Origin of the sequence: Pseudodesulfovibrio thermohalotolerans (genome assembly GCF_021353295.2) — a bacterium.
GTDB lineage: Bacteria > Desulfobacterota > Desulfovibrionia > Desulfovibrionales > Desulfovibrionaceae > Pseudodesulfovibrio > Pseudodesulfovibrio thermohalotolerans.
In genome coordinates this window covers 2,362,496-2,382,125 of record NZ_CP120635.1, presented here as the reverse complement: position 1 = coordinate 2,382,125, position 19,630 = coordinate 2,362,496, and the positions used below count along the sequence as shown (strand labels likewise).

The 19,630-nt window shown below is 61.6% G+C and carries 18 protein-coding genes; 13 read left to right on the top strand and 5 right to left on the bottom strand.

All coding sequences use genetic code 11. The features are described 5' to 3' along the window. The first annotated feature begins 1 nt into the window (after position 1). The 7 genes from LF599_RS11380 to LF599_RS11350 all read left to right on the top strand — a co-directional run bounded on the left by LF599_RS11380 (position 2) and on the right by LF599_RS11350 (position 7,424). Positions 2-262, top strand: a complete 261-nt coding sequence (locus tag LF599_RS11380) for a hypothetical protein (RefSeq protein ID WP_279520839.1) — start codon at positions 2-4, stop codon at positions 260-262. Then, positions 252-2,051 (top strand): Na(+)/H(+) antiporter subunit D, encoded by a 1,800-nt coding sequence (locus tag LF599_RS11375; RefSeq protein WP_279520838.1) that lies wholly within the window; start codon positions 252-254, stop codon positions 2,049-2,051. The genes LF599_RS11380 and LF599_RS11375 overlap by 11 nt, the downstream gene beginning before the upstream one ends. 26 nt (positions 2,052-2,077) lie before the next feature. Beyond that, a complete protein-coding gene (locus LF599_RS11370) occupies positions 2,078-3,610 on the top strand; it encodes a complex I subunit 4 family protein (protein ID WP_404823696.1) in 1,533 nt (510 codons plus the stop codon). A 12-nt stretch (positions 3,611-3,622) separates the two neighbouring features. Next, positions 3,623-5,080 carry an NADH-quinone oxidoreductase subunit N gene (locus LF599_RS11365; RefSeq protein WP_279520837.1) on the top strand — a complete coding sequence of 486 codons (1,458 nt, stop codon included), beginning with the start codon at positions 3,623-3,625 and terminating at the stop codon, positions 5,078-5,080. Positions 5,081-5,420: 340 nt separating this feature from the next. After that, a complete protein-coding gene (locus tag LF599_RS11360; RefSeq protein WP_269942345.1) occupies positions 5,421-6,224 on the top strand; it encodes an EFR1 family ferrodoxin in 804 nt (267 codons plus the stop codon). Positions 6,225-6,287: 63 nt separating this feature from the next. Further along, positions 6,288-6,854: a type I restriction enzyme HsdR N-terminal domain-containing protein gene (locus LF599_RS11355; RefSeq protein ID WP_279520836.1), complete on the top strand. Its 567-nt coding sequence runs from the start codon at positions 6,288-6,290 to the stop codon at positions 6,852-6,854. 6 nt (positions 6,855-6,860) lie between these two features. Then, on the top strand, positions 6,861-7,424 hold the full coding sequence (locus LF599_RS11350; protein WP_279520835.1) for a hypothetical protein: 564 nt from the start codon (positions 6,861-6,863) through the stop codon (positions 7,422-7,424). 35 nt (positions 7,425-7,459) lie between these two features. Here LF599_RS11350 and LF599_RS11345 read toward each other — a convergent pair whose 3' ends face one another. Continuing rightward, complete coding sequence (locus LF599_RS11345) at positions 7,460-7,678, bottom strand: 4Fe-4S domain-containing protein (protein WP_269942347.1); 219 nt, start codon at positions 7,676-7,678, stop codon at positions 7,460-7,462. Between the two features lie 95 nt (positions 7,679-7,773). Next, positions 7,774-8,787 (bottom strand): DUF933 domain-containing protein, encoded by a 1,014-nt coding sequence (locus LF599_RS11340; RefSeq protein WP_279520834.1) that lies wholly within the window; start codon positions 8,785-8,787, stop codon positions 7,774-7,776. A gap of 144 nt (positions 8,788-8,931) precedes the next feature. Between LF599_RS11340 and aroL the strand changes: the two genes are divergently transcribed. From aroL to aroC, 4 genes are read left to right on the top strand one after another with little or no spacing between them, the layout of a single operon-like run. Continuing rightward, positions 8,932-9,462: a shikimate kinase AroL gene (gene aroL, locus LF599_RS11335; RefSeq protein WP_279520833.1), complete on the top strand. Its 531-nt coding sequence runs from the start codon at positions 8,932-8,934 to the stop codon at positions 9,460-9,462. A gap of 36 nt (positions 9,463-9,498) precedes the next feature. After that, positions 9,499-10,863, top strand: a complete 1,365-nt coding sequence (locus LF599_RS11330) for a TrkH family potassium uptake protein (protein WP_279520832.1) — start codon at positions 9,499-9,501, stop codon at positions 10,861-10,863. Positions 10,864-10,882: 19 nt separating this feature from the next. After that, on the top strand, positions 10,883-11,542 hold the full coding sequence (locus tag LF599_RS11325) for a potassium channel family protein (protein ID WP_279520831.1): 660 nt from the start codon (positions 10,883-10,885) through the stop codon (positions 11,540-11,542). Positions 11,543-11,559: 17 nt separating this feature from the next. Then, the gene (aroC, locus tag LF599_RS11320) at positions 11,560-12,624 is read left to right on the top strand and encodes a chorismate synthase (protein WP_279520830.1); all 1,065 of its coding nucleotides are present in this window, start codon (positions 11,560-11,562) and stop codon (positions 12,622-12,624) included. 245 nt (positions 12,625-12,869) lie between these two features. Here aroC and LF599_RS11315 read toward each other — a convergent pair whose 3' ends face one another. The 3 genes from LF599_RS11315 to LF599_RS11305 form a co-directional block, all read right to left on the bottom strand. Continuing rightward, positions 12,870-13,481, bottom strand: a complete 612-nt coding sequence (locus LF599_RS11315) for a DUF2238 domain-containing protein (RefSeq protein WP_279520829.1) — start codon at positions 13,479-13,481, stop codon at positions 12,870-12,872. Between the two features lie 3 nt (positions 13,482-13,484). Continuing rightward, positions 13,485-13,823, bottom strand: coding sequence for a hypothetical protein (locus tag LF599_RS11310; protein ID WP_269942351.1), 339 nt, complete (start codon positions 13,821-13,823; stop codon positions 13,485-13,487). A 239-nt stretch (positions 13,824-14,062) separates the two neighbouring features. Next, positions 14,063-16,777, bottom strand: coding sequence for a M16 family metallopeptidase (locus LF599_RS11305; RefSeq protein ID WP_279520828.1), 2,715 nt, complete (start codon positions 16,775-16,777; stop codon positions 14,063-14,065). Positions 16,778-17,130: 353 nt separating this feature from the next. Between LF599_RS11305 and LF599_RS11300 the strand changes: the two genes are divergently transcribed. Together LF599_RS11300 and LF599_RS11295 are read left to right on the top strand one after the other, a co-directional pair. Beyond that, positions 17,131-17,781 carry a succinate dehydrogenase/fumarate reductase cytochrome b subunit gene (locus LF599_RS11300; RefSeq protein WP_279520827.1) on the top strand — a complete coding sequence of 217 codons (651 nt, stop codon included), beginning with the start codon at positions 17,131-17,133 and terminating at the stop codon, positions 17,779-17,781. Between the two features lie 13 nt (positions 17,782-17,794). Beyond that, entirely contained in the window at positions 17,795-19,630 is a 1,836-nt protein-coding gene (locus LF599_RS11295) for a fumarate reductase flavoprotein subunit (protein WP_279520826.1), read from the top strand.

Sequence of the window (19,630 nt, the reverse complement as noted above, 5' to 3'; positions counted from 1 at the left end):
TATGAGTCAAAAAGGATTAGGCGATATTCTCGCCAAATGGAGAGACAACTGGAAGACGTGGAGGACCATCTTCTTCGTCACGCTGGGCGTGCTTTTGCTGCTCAACGTCCCGTTCGTCACGCATCACCCGCACTTCGGCCTCGATAAGTACCCCGGGTTCTTTGCCGGATTCGGCCTTGTCGTCGGGCTGGCCATGGTCATCATCATGAAGAAGATCGTCCAGCCGTTCATTGCCCGCAAGGAGGACTACTATGGGGACTGATATCTTCATTCACCCCGCCGCGGGCTTCCTCATCCTGGCCTTGCTGGTGCCGTTCGTGCCCACAAGCCTGTGGAAGAACAAGGCGTTGCGGGGCGCGCTGGCCATCATACCGCCGCTTGTCGCCATCTATTCCATCTTCTCGGTGGAACCGGGCCTGTACGGCAACCTGCATTACCTTGACCAGACCCTGACCTTCGGGCGCGTGGACAAACTGTCCGTCGTCTTCGGCCAGGTCTTCGCCATCATCTCCTTCATCGGCTGCATCTACGGAATGCACGTGGAGGACCGGGGGCACTACGTTTGCGCCTCCCTGTACGTGGCCGGCGGATTCGGCTGCGTGTTCGCGGGCGACCTGCTGACGGTCTTCCTGTTCTGGGAACTGATGTCCATCGGTTCCACCTTCCTTATCTGGCAGGCCAGGACCAAGGAATCCGTTCATGCCGGTTTCCGTTACTTCCTGTACCACACCGTGGGTGGCCTGTTCCTGCTCGCAGGGCTGCTGCTCAAGTACAAGGCCACCGGCGGTTTCGCCTTTGAAGGCGTGAACCCGGGCGGCGCTCATCTCTACGACTGGCTGATCCTGACCGGCTTCTGCGTCAACGCCGCCGTGGTGCCTTTGCACGCATGGCTGCCCGACGCTTACCCCCGCGCCTCCGTGGCGGGTGCCGTTTACATGTGCGCCTTCACCACCAAGACTGCGGTTTACGTCCTTTGCCGGGGCTTCGCGGGCTGGGAAATTCTGGCCATCGCCGGTACGGCAATGGCTATCTACGGCGTGCTCTTCGCGTGTATCGAGAATAATTCCCGACGCATCCTGTCCTACCACATCGTATCCCAGGTGGGGTACATGGTCGCGGGCATCGGCATCGGCACTGCAATGACCATCAACGGCGCGGTGGCCCATGCCTACGCGCACATTCTGTACAAGGGCCTGCTCTTCATGGGCACCGGCGCAATCCTGTACTCGGTCGGCACGGCCAAACTGGACGAACTGGGCGGCCTGGCCACCAAGCTGCCCTGGGTCATGGTCTGGTACATGGTCGCGGCCCTGTCCATCTCCGGAATGCCGCTGTTCAACGGCTTCATTTCGAAGACCATGACCATCGCCGGCGCAGCCGAACACCACCGCACCTTCCTCGCCCTCGGCATGGAGATCGCGGCGGTCGGTACGTTCATCTCGGTGGGCATCAAGCTTCCTTACTTCGCGTTCTGGGGACGCAAGAAGGAGTTCACGGGCGAGGTCAAGCCGCTGCCCGTCAACATGTATGTGGGCATGGCCATCTGCGGCCTGCTGTGCATCGCCCAGGGCGTCTACCCCAACATGCTCTATCACTACCTCCCCATGGAAATGGAAGGGCACGCCTTTGTTCCCTGGACCATGGACAAGGTCATCAACGCCTGTCTGTTGCTCGGTTTCTCCGGCCTGGCGTTCTACCTGACCCGCTACATCATCACCCCGCACAAGTCGCTCAACCTGGACTTCGACTGGTTCTACCGCCTCATCGGCAAGGTGACCATGAAGGCCTTTTGCTGGCCTTCGGCCAAGGTTGACGACGTCTGGACCGAGGTCTATCGGACCGTCGGCCTGCGGGCGCTCATCGGCATGGGTGACGGCACTTCTTGGTTCGACAAGAAGGGCATTGATACGGTGGTGGACGGCAGCGCCTACACCGTCAGGAACCTCGGAAGGCTGGGGGCCAAGGTCCAGACAGCCAACCTGCAGGACTACCTGGCGCTGGCCGCCGTTCTCGGCTTGGGCATCTTCGCCCTTGTATGGTACTTCGGCTAAGCCGGACAATCTAAGGAGAGCTCATTTTGGACTTCGGATATCCGGTACTCACGATATTGATCGCATTCCCGCTCGTCGCGGCTTGCGGACTCTTCTTCCTGCGGGCTCCGCAGGTGGTGAGATACTACACCATGGCGGTGTCCCTCATCGAGTGTCTGCTTGCAGTGCCGCTCACGGGCTTTAAACTCAACGCCGATTTCCAGTTCGTCGAGAAGATAGACTGGGTCCACCAGTGGGGCCTGCAGTACTACCTCGGCGTGGATGGAATCAGCATACTCATGGTCCTGCTGACCATCGCGGTCCTGCCGCTGTGCGTCATGTGCTCCTGGACCTACATCGGCAAGCGGGTGAAGGAATTCCATTTCTGCCTGCTGTTCATGACAGCTTCGGTGCTCGGCGTGTTCTGCGCCCTGGACCTGGTCCTGTTCTACGTGTTCTGGGAAGCCATGCTTATCCCCATGTACCTGCTCATCGCGGTATGGGGCGGCGACGACCGCAAGTACGCGTCGCTCAAGTTCTTCCTGTACACCCTGGCGGGGTCCACCTTGCTTCTGGCGGCCATCGTGGCCTTCAGGATCACGGGCGGAACCTTTTCCATCCCGGACCTGATGCAGATGAACTTCAGCTTCCGCTTCCAGTTCTGGGCCTTCCTGGCAATGGCGCTCGCCTTCGCCATCAAGGTTCCCATGTTCCCGTTCCACACCTGGCTGCCCGCGGCTCACGTGCAGGCGCCTTCGGCGGGTTCCGTCATCCTGGCGGCCGTCCTGCTGAAGATGGGGACCTATGGGTTCCTGCGCTTCTGCCTGCCGCTCACCCCGGCGGCCTCCGAATACTTCGCCCCCATGATGATCGCGATCTCGGTCGTGTCCATCCTGTACGGCGGAGCCATCGCCCTGGGACAGCAGGACATCAAGAAGCTGGTCGCCTACTCGTCGGTAGGCCACATGGGCTTCGTCACCTTGGGCATCTTCCTGTTCAACCAGCGCGGCGTTGAAGGCGCGCTCTTCCAGATGCTCAACCACGGCATCGTCACGGGCGCGCTCTTCATGATGATCGGCGCGGTCTACGAACGCAGCCACAGCCGTGAAATCTCGAAGAACATGGGCCTGGGCAAGTACCTTCCGGCCTTCATGTTCTTCTGGGGCCTGATGGCGCTCGCGTCCTTCGGCTTCCCGGGAACCAACGGGTTCGTCGGCGAGATTCTGGTGTTCATCGGCGCTTTCGAGCAGTCCACCATTCTGGGTATGCTCCTGGTTCCCGGTGCGCTCCTGGCCGCGGCCTACATGTTCCGAGTGTCCCTGAAGATGGCCTGGGGCAAGCCCAGCACGGCCAAGACCTGGCGCGACCTCAACGCCCGCGAGTGGATCTACCTGACTATTCCGGCCGTGTTCGTGTTCTGGATCGGCCTCGCGCCCACCCCGTTCTTCAAGGTCATCGATCCCTCCATAAACAAGCTGCTCGAAGACTTCGACAGCCGGAAGGTGGCTGTCGTGGAAACCGTGCAACCGTTGCAAACAGCCGCCGCTGACGTCCTGAACGTGACGGCGGAAAAGGAATAGGGGGATAACGACGTGAACTTCAACATCACTGCGCTTGTCCCGGAGCTGTTCTTCCTCTGCATGGTGCTGGCCCTCATGGTTCAGTCCCTCGGCAGCAGGGAGTGGAAGCCGCCTGTCGAGCGGTGGCTGCCTTTCGGCGCCTGCGCCGCCTTCTTCGTGACCATCACCGGCTTCCATCTGCACGGGACCATGTTCTGGGACGTCTACAAAGTGGATCTCATGTCCCAGTTCTTCAAGATCGTCATTACGTTCGGCTTCTACGTGGTCGTGCTCAACGCCTCGCGCCAGCCCACCCTTGCTGAGGGCAAGCGGGCCGACTACTACATGCTGCTCGGCTTCTCCACCTTCGGCCTGATGTTGCTCGCCTCCTCCGTGGAGCTGATTACCATCTATCTGGCCCTGGAGCTGGCCTCATACTCCATGTACGCGGTCATCCCGCTGCGCGCCAAAGACAAGGGCGCGGCCGAGGCGGGCATCAAGTATATCATGTTCGGCGCGGTCGCCACGGCCCTGGCCCTGTACGGCTTGTCCTACATCATGGCCACCCAGCACACGACCCACATCGCCGAGCTCATGAACAAGTCCTGGTCGTTCGCCGACCAGCCCATGGCCGTTGTGGGCCTGTCGCTCTTCTTGGGCGGCATGTTCTTCAAGCTGGCCCTGTTCCCGTTCCACTTCTGGTGCCCGGACGTCTATCAGGGTGCCAGCAACGAGACCGCCGCGTTTGTGGCGACCATGCCCAAGATGGGCGCCATCGTGGTCCTGTGCCGCCTGGCCGTGCTTCTCAAGCCCGGTCTTGAGATCACCACCATCCTGGCGGTGCTCGGCGCGCTGTCCATGACCTTCGGCAACCTGTCGGCCTTGGCCCAGACGGACATAAAGAGGCTTCTCGGCTTCTCGTCAGTGGCCCATGCGGGCTACATCATGGTCGGTCTGGTCTCCGGCACTCCCGAGGGTATCGGCGCGGCCGCCTTCTACGGCATGGCCTACCTCGTGATGAACCTGCTCGTGTTCTGGATTGTCAGCCGCGTGGCCTCGGACGGCCGCAATCTCAAGCTGACCGACCTGAACGGCCTGTACAAGAAGGCTCCGGCCCTGGCGTTCTCGCTGGCCGCAGGGGCCTTCGCCCTCGTCGGCCTGCCGCCGACCATGGGCTTCATGGGCAAGTTCTTCCTCATCACCTCGGCCTGGGACCACGGTTACAACTGGCTGGTCATCACCCTGGTGCTGAACTCGGCCATCGCCATCTACTACTACCTGTCCCTGTTCCGGCACGCCTTCACCGAGGAGACGACGCCGAGCGAAGTGGCCCCGCCCGACAACGGTTGGTTCGCCTCCGCAGGCGCGGGTATGCTCGCCGCGGCAGTGCTGGTCATAGGCATGATCCCGGCTCCCTTGTTCAACTTCGCCATCAACGCGGGCAAGACCCTGTACGGCATCACCGTCACTTTCAGCGGCGGCGGCCACTAACAGGTTGCGTTATTAATAAAAGGGGCGGAAGCAGTGCTTCCGCCCCTTTTTTGTTGGGCCGCGTCAAGCAGAGCTTGCCCTTTGCGTTTTGCTTCATCGGGGCGGTAACTGGAATGTGGGGCGGAAGGGGGCTTGATTGCCTGTCAGCGCGGAGTATCTCTTCTCGTTCGGCATTGGAGACAGGCTTTTCCGTGTGCGATTGACCCCAAAGGGGGAGGAGGCTATAATTGTGGGGCTGCAACAAGCGGCGGATGGAATGCAGGCGGGAGCGCGTAGAGGGAACGCGCCCTTTTGGACGTGGATAATCCATGCGATCATTTAAATAACAGGAAGGCTTCCCATGCGCATTCAATCCTTGAAATTGGCTTATTTCTCTCCCACCGGAACCACTGCATCCATTGTCGAGGCTCTGGCTCGTGGATTGCGATACGACAATACGGAAAACGAGGACATCACCATGGAGGATGCGCGGGGTCGGTCGCTCCACGCATCTGACGACGATCTTCTCGTGCTGGCTGTGCCGGTCTACGCCGGGCGCGTCCCGGTTCTCCTTGGCCGGTGGCTCGAAGGATTGCGGCTGGACCGCACGCCCGTGGTCTGTGTGGTGGTGTACGGCAATCGCGATTATGACGACGCGCTGCTTGAGCTGACCGATATCGTCCGGTCTCGCGGCGGCGTTCCGGTTGCCTGTGCCGCTTTTGTTGGCGAGCATTCCTTTTCGACCCCTGCAACGCCTGTGGCCGTGTCCAGGCCCGACGGCGACGACCTTCGCCTGGCCGAAACCTTTGGCGGCAAGGTACGCGAGGCAATGGACTCCCTTTCGTCAGTGGACGAGGCCCCGGACATCGCCGTGCCCGGTAACCGTCCCTACAGGGAGTTGAAGAAAGGCGTTCCCGTGGACTTTATCGAGGTGAGCGACGCCTGCATTCAATGCGGCACCTGCGCGGAAAAGTGCCCGGTCGGGGCCATTGCCGAGGGCGCGTACGACCGGACCGACGCCGAGAAGTGCATCAAGTGTTGCGCCTGCATCAAGTTCTGTCCGGAAGGCGCACGCACTGCCAAGCCGGATAGCCAGATTGCGGAGTTCGGCCGGCGGCTGACGGGTTCGTGTCGGGAGAGGAAAGAGCCGGTGTGGTTTCTCTAGACCGCGTTCCGCCTTGCGCCGGACTCTCAGGCGATTTATCCTAAAAAGAAAGGAAGGGCTTTCATGCACGAGACAAGCTTGGGCGGAACGCTTCGCGACTACCTCTCCGGCGAGGAGATAGACGAGACCACCTTTGAGGAATTCCGGCAGCTTTTGGCGCGGCTCCTGGTGGAGGAAAAGGGCTATCCAAAGGACCGGCTCAAGGCCAAGGTCCCGTTGAAGTATTGCGTGGAGGGGGAGGAGTTCGAGCGGTCCATCGACTTTGTGCTCTACGACGAGCAGGGCAGGCCCGTGTTCCTGGTCCTTTTCTGCGCGGGAGAGGTGGCCACCTTCGAGCGCGAGACCGTGTGCGCCGCCCGGCTTATAGAGGGCGGGCCGGTTCCTTATGCGCTCGTCACCGACACCATGGACGCCACCCTCCTGGATGTGCGAACCGGCGAGGAGATCGCCCGGAGCATGGACGCGGTTCCCGATTATGAACGGCTCATGCGGATGGTCGGGGAGGCGGAATTCACGCCGCTGACCGACGAGCAGCGGGAGCGGCAAACACGCGTTTTCCACACTTACTGCGGTTTCGTGTGCGGCGACCATTGCGAATGTTCGCTGCCGCCCATGCCGCCGAAAAAGTAGGGCGGTTTGGCCGAGGTCGTCATCGAACAGGTCAGCCGGGCCCTTTCCTGGTTCTTCGCCTGGGTGGGGCTTGCCGGTTCTTTGGTCGTGATCTGCCTGTATTTCACGACTCTTCCGGGGGTGGAGATTGATCTCGACATTCGGATTCTCGCGCTCGGTCTTGCCGTCGGTGTGGCCTCAGTCTTTTCCCTGTATTCTTTGGCCTCAGACAAGCCGTTTCTGGAAACGAGTGATGACGGCGTCATGGCCGGAAGCATGGTTCGATGGTACTGCCCCTGGGCGAATATCAGGGACATCGCGGTCATGTCCGTGGAACGGGACATGGGAAAGGGCCTTTTGCTTTCCTCTTCCAAGATCACGGTCAGGCAACTTGTCATCGAATTGCATTCCGTGGACGAACTTCTGTTCGACAATCGGTTTCACGCCACGATGAGCGGTTATGTGGTCAAGGACGGGCGCATCATTTTGGATATTGCGGGGAAAACGGCAATGTCCTGTGAAAAGCTCTGCGGTCTGCTGCGCGAACGTTGGCGCCAGGCAGTTGCCTCACAAGAAAAAAGCCGGGCATGAGCCCGGCTTTTTTGTGGAAATGAGGTTGGAGCGGGTCAACAGTCCACGAAGACGATGCAGCCTTCGGGGCACGAGTTCATGATGTCGCGGACTTCTTCCTCGGTGACCTTGGAGCGGCACACGTAGGGCATGTCCAGGGCATCGTCCCACTGGAAAACATCGGGGTTGAGGTCAATGCACCCCATGCAGGAGCGGCAGTCTCCCAACTCGATGGCCACTTCACGATGCTTTGTACAGGTATTGGTATCGTTCATATTTTAATAATAGTTATTGTTATCCAATTTGGCAAGTGCAATCTAACGGCAGATAGAGCGAACGGTTCTGCCTTGGAATTGGGTCGCAGCGTTGGCTACACGTTGAACCGGAATTCGATGATATCGCCGTCTTCGACGATGTAGTCCTTGCCTTCCAGCCGGGCCTTGCCGGCCTCCTTGACTTTCTTGAAGTCGCCGTAGGTCAGGAAGTCGTCGTAACCGATGACTTCGGCGCGGATGAATCCTTTTTCGAAATCCGTATGAATGACGCCCGCGGCCTGGGGAGCTGTGGAGCCGACGCGCAGGGGCCAGGTGCGGCATTCGTCCTCGCCCGCCGTCAGGAAGGAAATGAGGCCGAGGAGCTGGTAGGTCTTGGCAATGACCTTGTCCAAAGCGGATTCGGTTATGCCCAGGTCGTTCAGGAACATGGCCTTTTCCTCGGGATCGTCTATCTCGGCCAGTTCGCGTTCAAGCTTGGCCGATACGGCGATATGGGCCATGCCCAGGGAGTCCTCTGGGAGCTTGCGATCCGCTTCCCCGCCCTCGGGGCAGTTCCAGGCGTAGAGAATGGGCCGCGCGGAGAGAAATTTGTAGCCCCTGAGTTCGGGCAGTCCGCAAACCTCCACATCCGAGCGCAGGGGGCGTTCCTCTTCAAGCAGGGCGAGGGCTCGCTTGAGGGCGGCCTCCTCCTTGGGGTCCACCAGCGCCTTGTTCTTCTTGCCGTCGGCGGAGAGCTTTTCCAGTCGTTTCTCGATGACGGCCAGGTCCGAGACCATCATGTCCGCCTCGATGGCCTGCCATTGCTGCTCGGGGTCGTTCATGCCCGAGAAACAGTCGAGTACGCCAATGAAGCAGTCGTAGGGCCGCACTTCGTTGAGCACGCGTTCGCCCAGTCCCGCGCCCTTGCCGCCTCCGCCGGGGATGTCGAGGTACTCGATTTCGCTGTAGGTGACTTTTTTGGGGGTGAAAAGTTCGATAAGCGGGTCGAGCCGGGCGTCCGGGACCTTGACCATGGCCCGATTGCCCGAGGCGGCCGCGTCCGGGCCCGCCAAGGCGGCGAAGAGGTCGGTTTTGCCTGAGCCGGAGAAGCCGAAGATGGCTGTTTTCATGTGCTTTTCCCTCGCTTATTCGGGTGGCTGGAAAAATGCCCATGAGGGGCATGGCGGAAGGTATCAGTTATCGACGGGGATGCAAAGCGGATGGGGCCGGGCAAATCATTGAATGCTGGACGGTTTTCCCTTACGGTGCTCGGAATGCACAAGGCGAGGAACATTTTTCTCATCGGACCGCGCGCCTGCGGAAAGACCAGCGTCGGCCGAGCCCTGGCCAAACGGTTGGGCATGGAGTTCGTGGACACGGACCATGCTTTTGTCGAGGCCGTGGGCATGGACATCGCGTCGTTCGTCGAAGCCAACGGCTGGGACGCCTTTCGCGACGAGGAAGCCAGAACGCTCGAACGCGAGGCCGCGTCCGGCGGGCGCGTCATCGGTTGCGGCGGGGGCATCGTTTTGCGCGAGGAGAACCGGGCCGTGCTGGCCGGGGGGCTGACGCTGTATCTCAAGACCGGCCCCGATGAGCTGGCGCGTCGGCTGGCGGCCGACCCGCTCGCTTCCCAACGTCCATCCCTGACCGGCAAATCCCTGGCCGACGAGGTCCGCGAGGTCCTGGCCGAGCGCGCTGGGCTCTACGAAGGCTGCGCGCATCACGTTGTCGAGGGCGTGGACCTGGATGGCACGGTGGAGCGGGCATACGGGATCGTGAAAACCATCTTCGAGCGTTTTTGACAGGTTGGCCCGTCAGGCATATAAGCGTGGAGGACCATGCGAACTAAAGTCTTTTCGCCGTATTGGCTGCCGGTCTGGTTCTTTGCCGGGGCCATACTGATCGGCGCACTCATCCTGCATCTGGACGTGAGCCACCCCGGCGGCACGTTGTCCTTTGTGGACGCGGTGTTCACGGCCACTTCGGCCATGTGTGTCACCGGCTTGGCCGTGGTGGACACCGGCTCATATTTCTCGACTCTTGGCCTGGACGTCATTCTGGTCCTTATCCAGCTCGGCGGCTTGGGGATCATGACCTTCACCACGCTCATCATCCACCTGCTCGGCAGGCACGTTTCCCTGAACGACAGGCTTGCCGTGGGACAATCCCTGCTGCACGATCCGTCCTTCAGCCTGCCCCGATTCCTCATGCGCGTGGTGGTCTGGGCCTTTTCCTTCGAAGCCGCCGGCGCGCTCAGCCTGTGGCTGATGGACCCCGTCGGTTTCAATCCCTATTCGGCCGTTTTTCATTCGGTGTCGGCGTTCTGCAACGCCGGGTTCTCCCTGTATCCCGATTCCTTGACCCAATGGTCCGGGAACGGTGGGGTCAACATGGTCTTTATCGTGCTCATCACTGCGGGCGGGCTCGGCTTCTACGTGCTCAACGAGTGCGGTATCCTGATCTGGAACGCGCTCTTCGGGCGTAACGGGCGCAGGCTGGGCCGACCGCGCATGAGCTGGCACACGGCCATCGTGCTCAAGACATCTCTGATCCTGGTGGCCGCCGGAACCGTGGTCATCTTTGTGGCCGAGGGCGCGGCGGGCAACGCGCCGGACAATTTTCTCGAACATTTCTGGAACGCCCTGTTCCAGTCGGTAACCTGCCGCACGGCAGGCTTCAATACCGTGGACATCGGCGGCATGACCAATGTTTCCCTGGCCTTCATGATGGTCCTCATGTTCATTGGAGGTTCGCCGGGGTCCTGCGCGGGCGGCATCAAGACCACCACTTTCCGCGCCCTGGTCGGCTTTGTCTGGGCCGAATTCCGAGGGTGGGAGCAGGTGCGCATCGGCCGCTTCGCCTTGGATCAGAAAGCCATGAACAAGGTGGTTTCCCTGGTGACCATGAGCCTGCTCCTGGTGGGCGCGGGCACCATGGTCCTGACCGCGCTGGAAAGCGGGGACAGTTCCTACCTCATGGCGCGAGGCGAGTTTATCGCCGACATGTTCGAAACCATTTCCGCCTTTGCGACGGTGGGGCTGTCCACGGGCATGACCTCGCTGCTCAACGACTTCGAGCGGGTGACGCTCATCGTGCTCATGTTCGTGGGGCGGCTGGGGCCCATCTGGATGCTTTCGGCCCTACAGAGCTGGCAGACCGAGCGGCGTTTCAAGGTGCCGACCTCCACGCTGCCCTTCGGTTAGAAGATAAGGAGAAGTTTCAATGGCTGTAAAAAAGGAAATAGCCGTCATCGGTCTCGGCAAGTTCGGGTTCTCCCTGGCCAAGGCCTTGACCGAGCTTGGCCATTCTGTGGTCGGGGTGGACATTGACCCCGAGTTTGTGCGCCGGGCCCAGGACATCATCGCCCAGGCCTACGAGGCGGACGCCACCGACGAGAAGATGCTCAGCCAGATCGGCATTCAGGAGCTGGACCGGGTCATCGTTTCCACCGGCGATTCCATGGAAGCGAGCATCCTGGTGGTTCTGAACCTCCAGGCCGTGGGGGTCAAGAATATCTGGGTCAAGGCCATCAGCGAGGCGCATGAGCGGGTGCTCTACAAGCTTGGCGTGCCCTTCGTGGTTTTCCCGGAGGCGTTCGTCGCGGCCCAGATGGCCAACCGCCTTACCGCTCCCGGCCTGCAGGAATACTTCGGGCTCGGCAAGGACGTGGCCGTGCGGGAAATCATCGTGGAGAATTGGGTTGGAAAGACCTTGCGCGATCTCGACCTGACCAACAAGTATCAGGTGCAGGTCATCGCTTTCCGGCTGGCCGGGGATTCGGAGTTCCACTTCGTGCCCCAGGCGGATAGGGCGCTCAAGGTAGGGGACGTGCTGGTAATTCTCGGCAGGACCGAGGACATCATGCGCGTGGAGAAATATTAGTCAGGCATGGAGCGAGTATGAGCGGCAATACCTTTGGACGCATTTTTCGGCTGACCACCTTCGGCGAGTCCCACGGCGCGGGCCTGGGCGGCGTGGTGGACGGCTGCCCCCCCGGCATCCCACTGGACGAATCCATTATTCAGCTTGAGCTGGACCGGCGCAGGCCCGGCCAGGGCGGCCTGGCTTCGACCACCCGCCAGGAACCGGACCAGGTCCGTATCCTGTCCGGCGTATTCGAGGGCCGGACCACGGGCACGCCCATTGGCTTTTTCGTGGAGAACACCAACCAGCGTTCCCACGACTATTCCAAGATCAAGGACGTGTTCCGTCCCGGCCACGCGGATTTTACCTACAACGCCAAGTACGGCTTCCGCGATTATCGGGGGGGCGGACGCTCCTCAGGGCGGGAGACCGTGTCCCGCGTGGCGGGTGGAGCCGTCGCCCAGGAGCTGCTGCGTCTCGAAGGCATTTCGGTTCACGCCTATACCGTCGAGTTGGGCGGCATCCCGGCCGAGACCAAGGACTATGAGAACGCGCAGGACAGGCCCTATTTCAGCCCGGACCCGGATGTGATTGAGAAATGGAACGATCGCGTCGCCAAGGTGCGCGACGACGAGGACACGTTGGGCGGCGTGGTCGAAATCCGCGTCTCCGGCCTTCCCGCCGGTCTCGGAGAGCCGGTATTCGGCAAGTTCGACGCCCGCATCGCCGGGGCGTTGATGTCCGTGGGCGCGGTCAAGGGAGTGGAGATCGGTTCGGGCATGGCGGCGGCGCGTTCGCTGGGCAGCCTGAACAACGATCCCATCGGCCCGGACGGCTTCCTTTCCAACAACGCGGGCGGTATTCTCGGCGGCATATCCTCGGGGCAGGACGTCATCGCGAGGGCTTACGTCAAGCCTATCCCGTCCATTCTTCAGGAACAGCGGACTATCACCACCAAAGGCGAGCCGACCTTCATCATGGTTGGCGGCCGCCACGACATCAGCGCGATCCCCCGTATTAACCCGGTGCTCAAGGCCATGATGGCCCTGACCGTCGCGGACCTCCTGCTCCTCGACCGGAGGTTGGGCGTGCGCGATTAGCGATTGTCCGGCAAAAGTCCGATATCACGGGGCCGATGCGTTGACGCGCATCGGCCCCATGTGTTTGGGATCATGGTGTCAACAGACGTGCTTTTGGGCGCGATTCAATGAATGCGCGTAATGGGAGCCGCCCGGTCCGGCGGCAGCCCGCGCGGCTTTGACGAATCAAGGCAACGGATAAGGCGCGGCCCCTGCGTGGGAATGTCCGCTCAAATGGAATAAGCCGTTTTGGGGGAATGGGGAGTCTAGGCCCTGTCGGGTTTGATTCCCGAGAAAGCGAACAGCGCCAGGGCCGTAACCGCGCCCAGCGTGTCGCAGAGCATGTCCTTCTGGGCGTCCCATACATCGCCCTGTGAGCCGAGGAACTCTATGCCCGCCTCGCCGCCCGCCAGCTCCGCGGCCCACCATTCGATGATCTCGTAACCTGCGGCCAGCGCCATGATGGCGAACAGGGCGAAGAGCCGGATGATCAGCGGTTTCGCGAGATTCTTGCGCGTCAATAGTTCCGCGATGGGGAAGGCGTAGAGGCCGATGGAGAAGTGCCCGAGGCGGTCGAAATGGTTGCGTTCGAACCCGAAAAGGTCGGTGACGAAGCCAAAAGGCACGTTGGCGAAGGTGTAATGCCCGCCGATGGTATGGATGAACAGCCAGCAGGCCATCAGCGCGTAGGCCCGGTTGGAGAAGCGGAAGACCCTGTAGGTGGCGGCCAGGAGCAGAAAGACCCCCATGGCCGGAACGTTCTCGGCCCACCAGACGTCGCGCATGGCCGGGTTCACCGCCAGCGCGGTCCAGAGGACCAGAAAGGCGATGGCCAGGCCGTGCGGGAACAGGCGTGACAGGGCGGATTCGTTTTGCATGTCCTACTTGAGCTTTTTCATGCGGACCGCCGTGCCGTAGCAGGAATAGTATTTGTCGCCTTCGGGGTGGAAAGCCACAGACTCGCGATAGCCGACGATGGCGTCCGCGTTGACGTCGACGGCTTGGGCCATGAGGCCGTAGAAGGCGTTGTCGAAGACGTAGCTGCGGCAGACCAGGAGCCCGAAGGCGGACTGGATGTCGCGGCCCGGTACGGCTTCGGTGGTGACGATTTTCATTTTCCCGGCCATGTAGATGTCCTTGGCCAGGGTCAGGCGTTGGTCGGTGCCGGTGTCGTCCTTGTCCGCGGCCTGTTTCCTGGGTGAACCGAATATAAGCGCCATGCGTCTCCCCTCGATGTAGGTAACTGAAAGTTGTCGTTAGCGATTTGTAGCGCACCGGGGGGCGGGGGGCAACCCTTTGGGCGGGCCGTTCGGGGCCTGCCGTGGATCGGGCGGGGGCCGGGATTTCACTATATCGAGGTTGATAGCCGGTTGCACTCCCCGTCACGGGGCGGACGGCGGGGATGGGCGCAAAAAAAGAGGCCGGTGGGACCGGCCTCTTTTTTCGGATGTCGTGGAATCTACGGGGTGACCTTCATGAGGTACGCCTTGGCCGGGTCGAGGTACTCCTTGACCATGGCCTGAACTTCGGCGGGGGTGACGGTCTGGGCCCGTTCGATGAGCTTCCGCTCATAGTCGAGGTCAAACCCGCGCGACTGGAGGCTGGCGGCCTCGCGGCTACGGGAGAGCAGGGACTGGTGTTCCTGGTAGTAGTCGCCAGTGAGGATGTTCCGGGCGCGGTCGATCTCGTCCTGCGGAAGCGGGGTTGCGGCCAGCTCGCCCAGCACCTTGTGAAATCCGGCGATGGATTGGTCGACCTTTTCCGGGCCGGTGCCGATGTAGAGGGCCATGAACCCGGTGTTGCGGCTCTGCCAGAGCATGGCGGTGACCGTGTAGGCGAGCCCCTGTTTGTCGCGCAGGTCGCGGAAGAGCAGGCCGGACTGGCCCGCCAGGGCGGCGCGCAGCAGTTCGAGCTTGGACGAAGCCTCCAGGTCGGTCTTGCCCGGGGTGGGGAAGATCATCAGGAGGTGCGCCTGGTTCCGGTCAGGCAGGTGCAGGGCCTCTTCCTTTTCGCCTCCCCATTCGGGGGTGGAGAAGAGGTATTCGCCGGTGGGCGCGGTCAGCGTTTGGGCTATGCGTGTGGCAAAGGCTTCCATGGATGCCTGATCGAACCGGCCGCACACGGCCAGGGTGAAGGGCTGCATGGACTGGCGGCCCCAGAAGCGCATGATGTCGGCGGTGGTGAATTGCTCGACGCCTTCGGGAGTGCCCTGATGAAACAGAGCGTAGGGGCCGCTCTTGTACAGGAACGGGAAGAGGTGCCGGAAGGCCAGGCCGAGGGGCCTGTCTTCACTCTGCTTGATCGCCGCGATCTGGTCCTGTTTGGCCCGATCCACCTCGGTCTGGTTGAAGGACGGTGAGGTCAGGGTGTCGGTGATTACAGGGAGCACCTGATCGGTGAACCGGGTGGGGAACTTGGCCTCCAGGGCGAAGACGTTGCGTCCGGCAGTGGAGCCGAGGCTGGCCGCGTGGTCGGACAGGAAGTCCTGCAACTCGGTGGCGGACATCCGCAAGGTTCCTCTGGTCAGGGTGTTGGCGGTCAGCGCGGCCAGTCCCTGTTGAGACGGGTCGAGTTCGCCGTCGCCGCCGGTCCAGTACATGGACATGGCCGTGTAGGGCAGGGTGTTGTCGGGCAAAAGGATCAGCTTGGAGCCGCCGGGCAGGGCAACTTCGGCCGGGCCTGCGGCCTGTTCGGCGGCCTGCTTGGCCTCGGCCGCCTTTTTGCTGGGCCAGTTGGCCTTGGTGATGTCGGTCAGGCCTTCGGCAGAGACCGTGGAGTTTTCGGGCGTGAGCACGGCCAAGGCGAGCCGGTCGGGCCGGACGTATTCGTCGAACAGCCGCTTGAGCTCGGCGCGGTTCACCTGGTTCAGCGAGAAGAGATAGTTCTTCTCGGCCTGCTCGCCGTTGTCGAGGAATTGGAAATAGCCGAGCTTGCCAGCCAGGCCGGACAGGGTTTCCTTGGCCAGGAACAGGCTGTTCTCAAGGTTCAGGCGTGCGCGTTCGATTTCGCGGTCGGTGAAGTCCGCCGGATCGAAGGAAGCCATCTCCTTGTTCAGTTCGGTCCAGAACTCATCGACCTTGTCGGCGTCCAGCACTGCGTGGACATAGAGCATCCCGCCGCGTTCAAGGGAGAGGGGCGCGATAGAGATGTCGTCCACCAACTGTTTCTCGTATTTGAAGGTCCTGTAGAGCCGCGAGGTGTCGTCGCCGCCCAGAAGCTGGCAGAGCATTTCCAGGCCCGGGATTTCGGCCGAGGTCCCGTAAGGGATGGGAAAGGCCGCTCCCATGTAGACCTTGTTCCATTTGCCGGACAGCTTGACCGCCTGCGGACCGTCACCCGCCTCGGGGATGGGCAGGGGCGCGGGCGGGGTGAAGGAGCGGGTGTTCGAAAGGCTGCCGACCAGATCGTTGGCCTCGGCCAGAATCTTGTCGGGATCGACCTTGCCGACCACGGCCAGCAGCATGGATTGCGGCTGGTAGTGGGTCGCGATGTATTGCTTTATCTGCGGACGGGTGATGCCGGAGACGGTGTCGCGGAAGCCGATGATCGGCCACTCGTAGCTGGTCTCCTTCCAGACCATGGATTGGAGTGTCTTGAACAGCTTGCTGGTGGGCGTGTCTTCGCCGCGCTCAAGTTCTTCGAGGACGACCTTCTTTTCGCTCTCCAGCTCTTTGGGGTCGATGGTCTGGTGAAAGGCCATGTCCGTGACCACGTCCATGCCAAGTTTCCATTGGGTCTCGGGCACTTCCACATAGTAGACGGTGTAGTCGAAGCTGGTGGCCGCGTTCAGACTGCCGCCAACGGATTCGATCTGCCGGGCGGTTTCTCCGGGGCCCCGGTTGTCCGTGCCCTTGAAGACCATGTGTTCGAGCAGGTGGCTGATGCCCGCTATTTCGGGCGTTTCATAGGCGCTGCCCGCGTGGACGTAGAGGCGGACGTTGACCAGCGGGAACCTGTCGTCTTCCTTGATGAGAACGGTCAGGCCGTTCTTCAGCTTGACGATGTGCGTCGCGCCCTGGTCGTCGCCGTCCAGGGAGGGAAGGGAAGCCGCCTTGGCGGTCGAGGTATCCGGGGTCGGGGAGGGGACGGTTTCGGTTCTTTTATTCATAGTCGCGGTTTGGCAGGCCGCAAGGATCAGCGTGAGCCCTGCGAGCAGTAACAGTTTTCGGAACATGGATACGACTCCATAAAGTTGGTCTTACTTTCTGCTGTCGCATTGAATCAATTTCAACACGGCCAATAAGATAAGTCCTGATGTCGGAATGGCAAGTCTGGCGGAGGGAGATCCACAGCAGGAGTAGGGTACCCTACCCGAGGCGGCCTGAAATGGAAACCGCAAAAGGGGGCGGCTTCCGGTCGCGGCGGGTTTGCACGGCCGATTTCGCTCTCGTAGCGGGGAAAAACCGTCATTTCCAGATGACGAGTCGGTGAGATGGGCTTGGAGATATTGACAGATTTCTTTTTTCAAGCCTACGTAGGCAGACGATTGTCTAGGGTGTTTCCGTGTCCAACCAAACGGAGGAATGAATGTCCATTAGTTATGCGCCAGCCGGAAAAACCGGCAAGTGGGACGGCGTCATGGATTGGCTGCAAATGCTGTCCGGTGCCAGCCTGATTTTGTTCATGTGGTGTCACATGCTCTTGGTATCCAGCGTCGTGGTCAGCCCCCGTCTGATGAACGCCATCGCCGAGTTTTTCGAGGCGACAATGATGGCCCAGGTGGGCGGTCCGCTCATCTTTCTCGTCTTCCTGACGCACTTTGTTCTGGCCGCCAGAAAGATACCCTTCCGGGCCGAGGGCCAGAAGACCATCTGGCAGCACGCAAAGATGATGCACCACGGCGACACCTGGCTGTGGGTGGTTCAGGTGGTCTCGGCCATGCTTATCCTGGTCATGGGCTCCATCCACATGTGGGTGGTGCTGACCGACCTGCCGATTACGGCGGCAAAGTCCGCAGCCCGCGTTCAGAGCGGGTTCTGGGCCGTCTTCTATCTGTTCCTGCTTCCCTTGGCCGAACTGCACGTAGGCATCGGCTTTTACCGTATCGGGGTCAAGTGGGGATTCATCAAGGATCGGGAGCGCGGCAAGTTCAAGCGCGGTGAGAACCTGCTTACCTTCATTTTTATAGGCATCGGCCTGATTACCCTGGCCCGTTTCCTTTTCCTGAGCACCAACTGACGGAGAATAAGCCATGCAGACTGTCTACACCGATTTTCTTGTTGTCGGCGCGGGGTTGGCGGGCGAGCGGGCGGCCGTGGAAGCGGCCGAAGCCGGTTTCTCCGTCGTCTGTCTGAGCCTGGTCCCGGCCCGGCGGTCCCATTCCTCCGCCGCGCAGGGCGGGATGCAAGCCTCCCTGGGCAATTCCGTCATGGGCGAGGGCGACTGTCCCGACGTCCATTTCGCGGACACGGTCAAGGGCTCGGACTGGGGGTGCGACCAGGAGGTCGCCCGGCTGTTCGCGGACGCCGCTCCCATCGAGATGCGTCGTCTTGCCCACTGGGGCGTTCCGTGGAACCGCGTGGTTCCCGGCAAGTCCATCTATTACAAGGGCGGCAAGCAATATGAAAAGGTCGAGGCCAAGGAGAAGGAAGGGCTGATTATGGCCCGTTCCTTCGGCGGCACGGCCAAATGGCGCACCTGCTATACCTCGGACGGCACCGGCCACGCGGTCATGTGCACCATGGACAACCGTTGCGCGGAAAAGGGCGTGGAGGTCCACGACAAGACCGAAGCCATCGCCCTGCTCCAGGACGGCGAGACCTGCTTCGGCGTGGTCGCCCGCTGCCTGCGCACCGGGGAACTGCGCGTCTATCTGTCAAAGGCGACCATGATCGCGGCGGGCGGGTTCGGCCGCATCTACCCGAACACCACCAACGCGGTCATCTGCGACGGCGGAGCGCACACCATGTGCGTCAACACCGGCGTGGTTCCCATGGGCAACATGGAGGCCGTCCAGTTCCATCCCACCGGCATCGTGCCCACCGACATCCTGGTCACCGAAGGATGCCGGGGCGACGGCGGCACCCTGCTCGATGTGGACGAGAAGCGGTTCATGCACGTCTACGAACCCGAGAAGGCCGAGCTGGCCTCCCGCGACGTGGTCTCACGCTGGATGACCCACCACATGCGAGAAGGCCACGGCGTGAAGTCGCCCTACGGCGAGCATCTCTGGCTCGATATTCGCCATCTGGGCGAGGAGCACATTACCGGCAAGCTGCGTGAGGTCTACGAGATATGCACCTCGTTCCTGGGCGTGGACCCCATTCATCAGCTCATCCCCGTGCGCCCGACCCAGCACTATTCCATGGGCGGCGTGCGCACCAACAGGGACGGGGCCGCCTACGGCCTCAAGGGACTGTTCGCCGCGGGCGAGGCCGCTTGTTGGGACATGCACGGCTTCAACCGGCTGGGCGGCAACTCTCTGGCCGAGACCGTGGTTGCCGGCGGCATTATCGGCCGCAAGGTCGCCGAATACCTCGAAGGGTGCGAGACCGAGTTCAAGACCGGTCTTATCAACGACGAGGTCGGCAGGCAGCAGGCCCGCATCGACGCGCTGATCTCCGGCGCCAACGGCTCGGAGAACGTCTACAAGGTCCGCGCCGCCATGCAGGAGGCCCTGCACAAGGGCGCGAACATCTTCCGCACTCAGGAAGGGCTCGAAAAATGCGTGGCCGAATTGCAGGAGGCCCTCATTCGGGCCAAGAAGGTCGGGCTGCGTTCCAACGGCAAGGGCGTCAACCCCGAGCTGGCCGCCGCCCTCAAGCTCGAAGGCCAGGTCCGGCTCGCCCTGATGGTCGCCTACGGCGCGCTCATGCGCACCGAGTCGCGCGGATCGCACAACCGCGAGGACTTCCCCGCGCGTAACGACCGCGACTGGCTGACCCGCACCCTGGCCTATTGGAAAAAGCCGGAGGACACCCTCCCGACTCTCGAATACGAGCCCGCCACCACCGTCGTGGAAATTCCGCCGGGTGACCGGGGCTACGGCCATTCGCAAATCATCAGCGCCGACGACAGGAAGGAATAG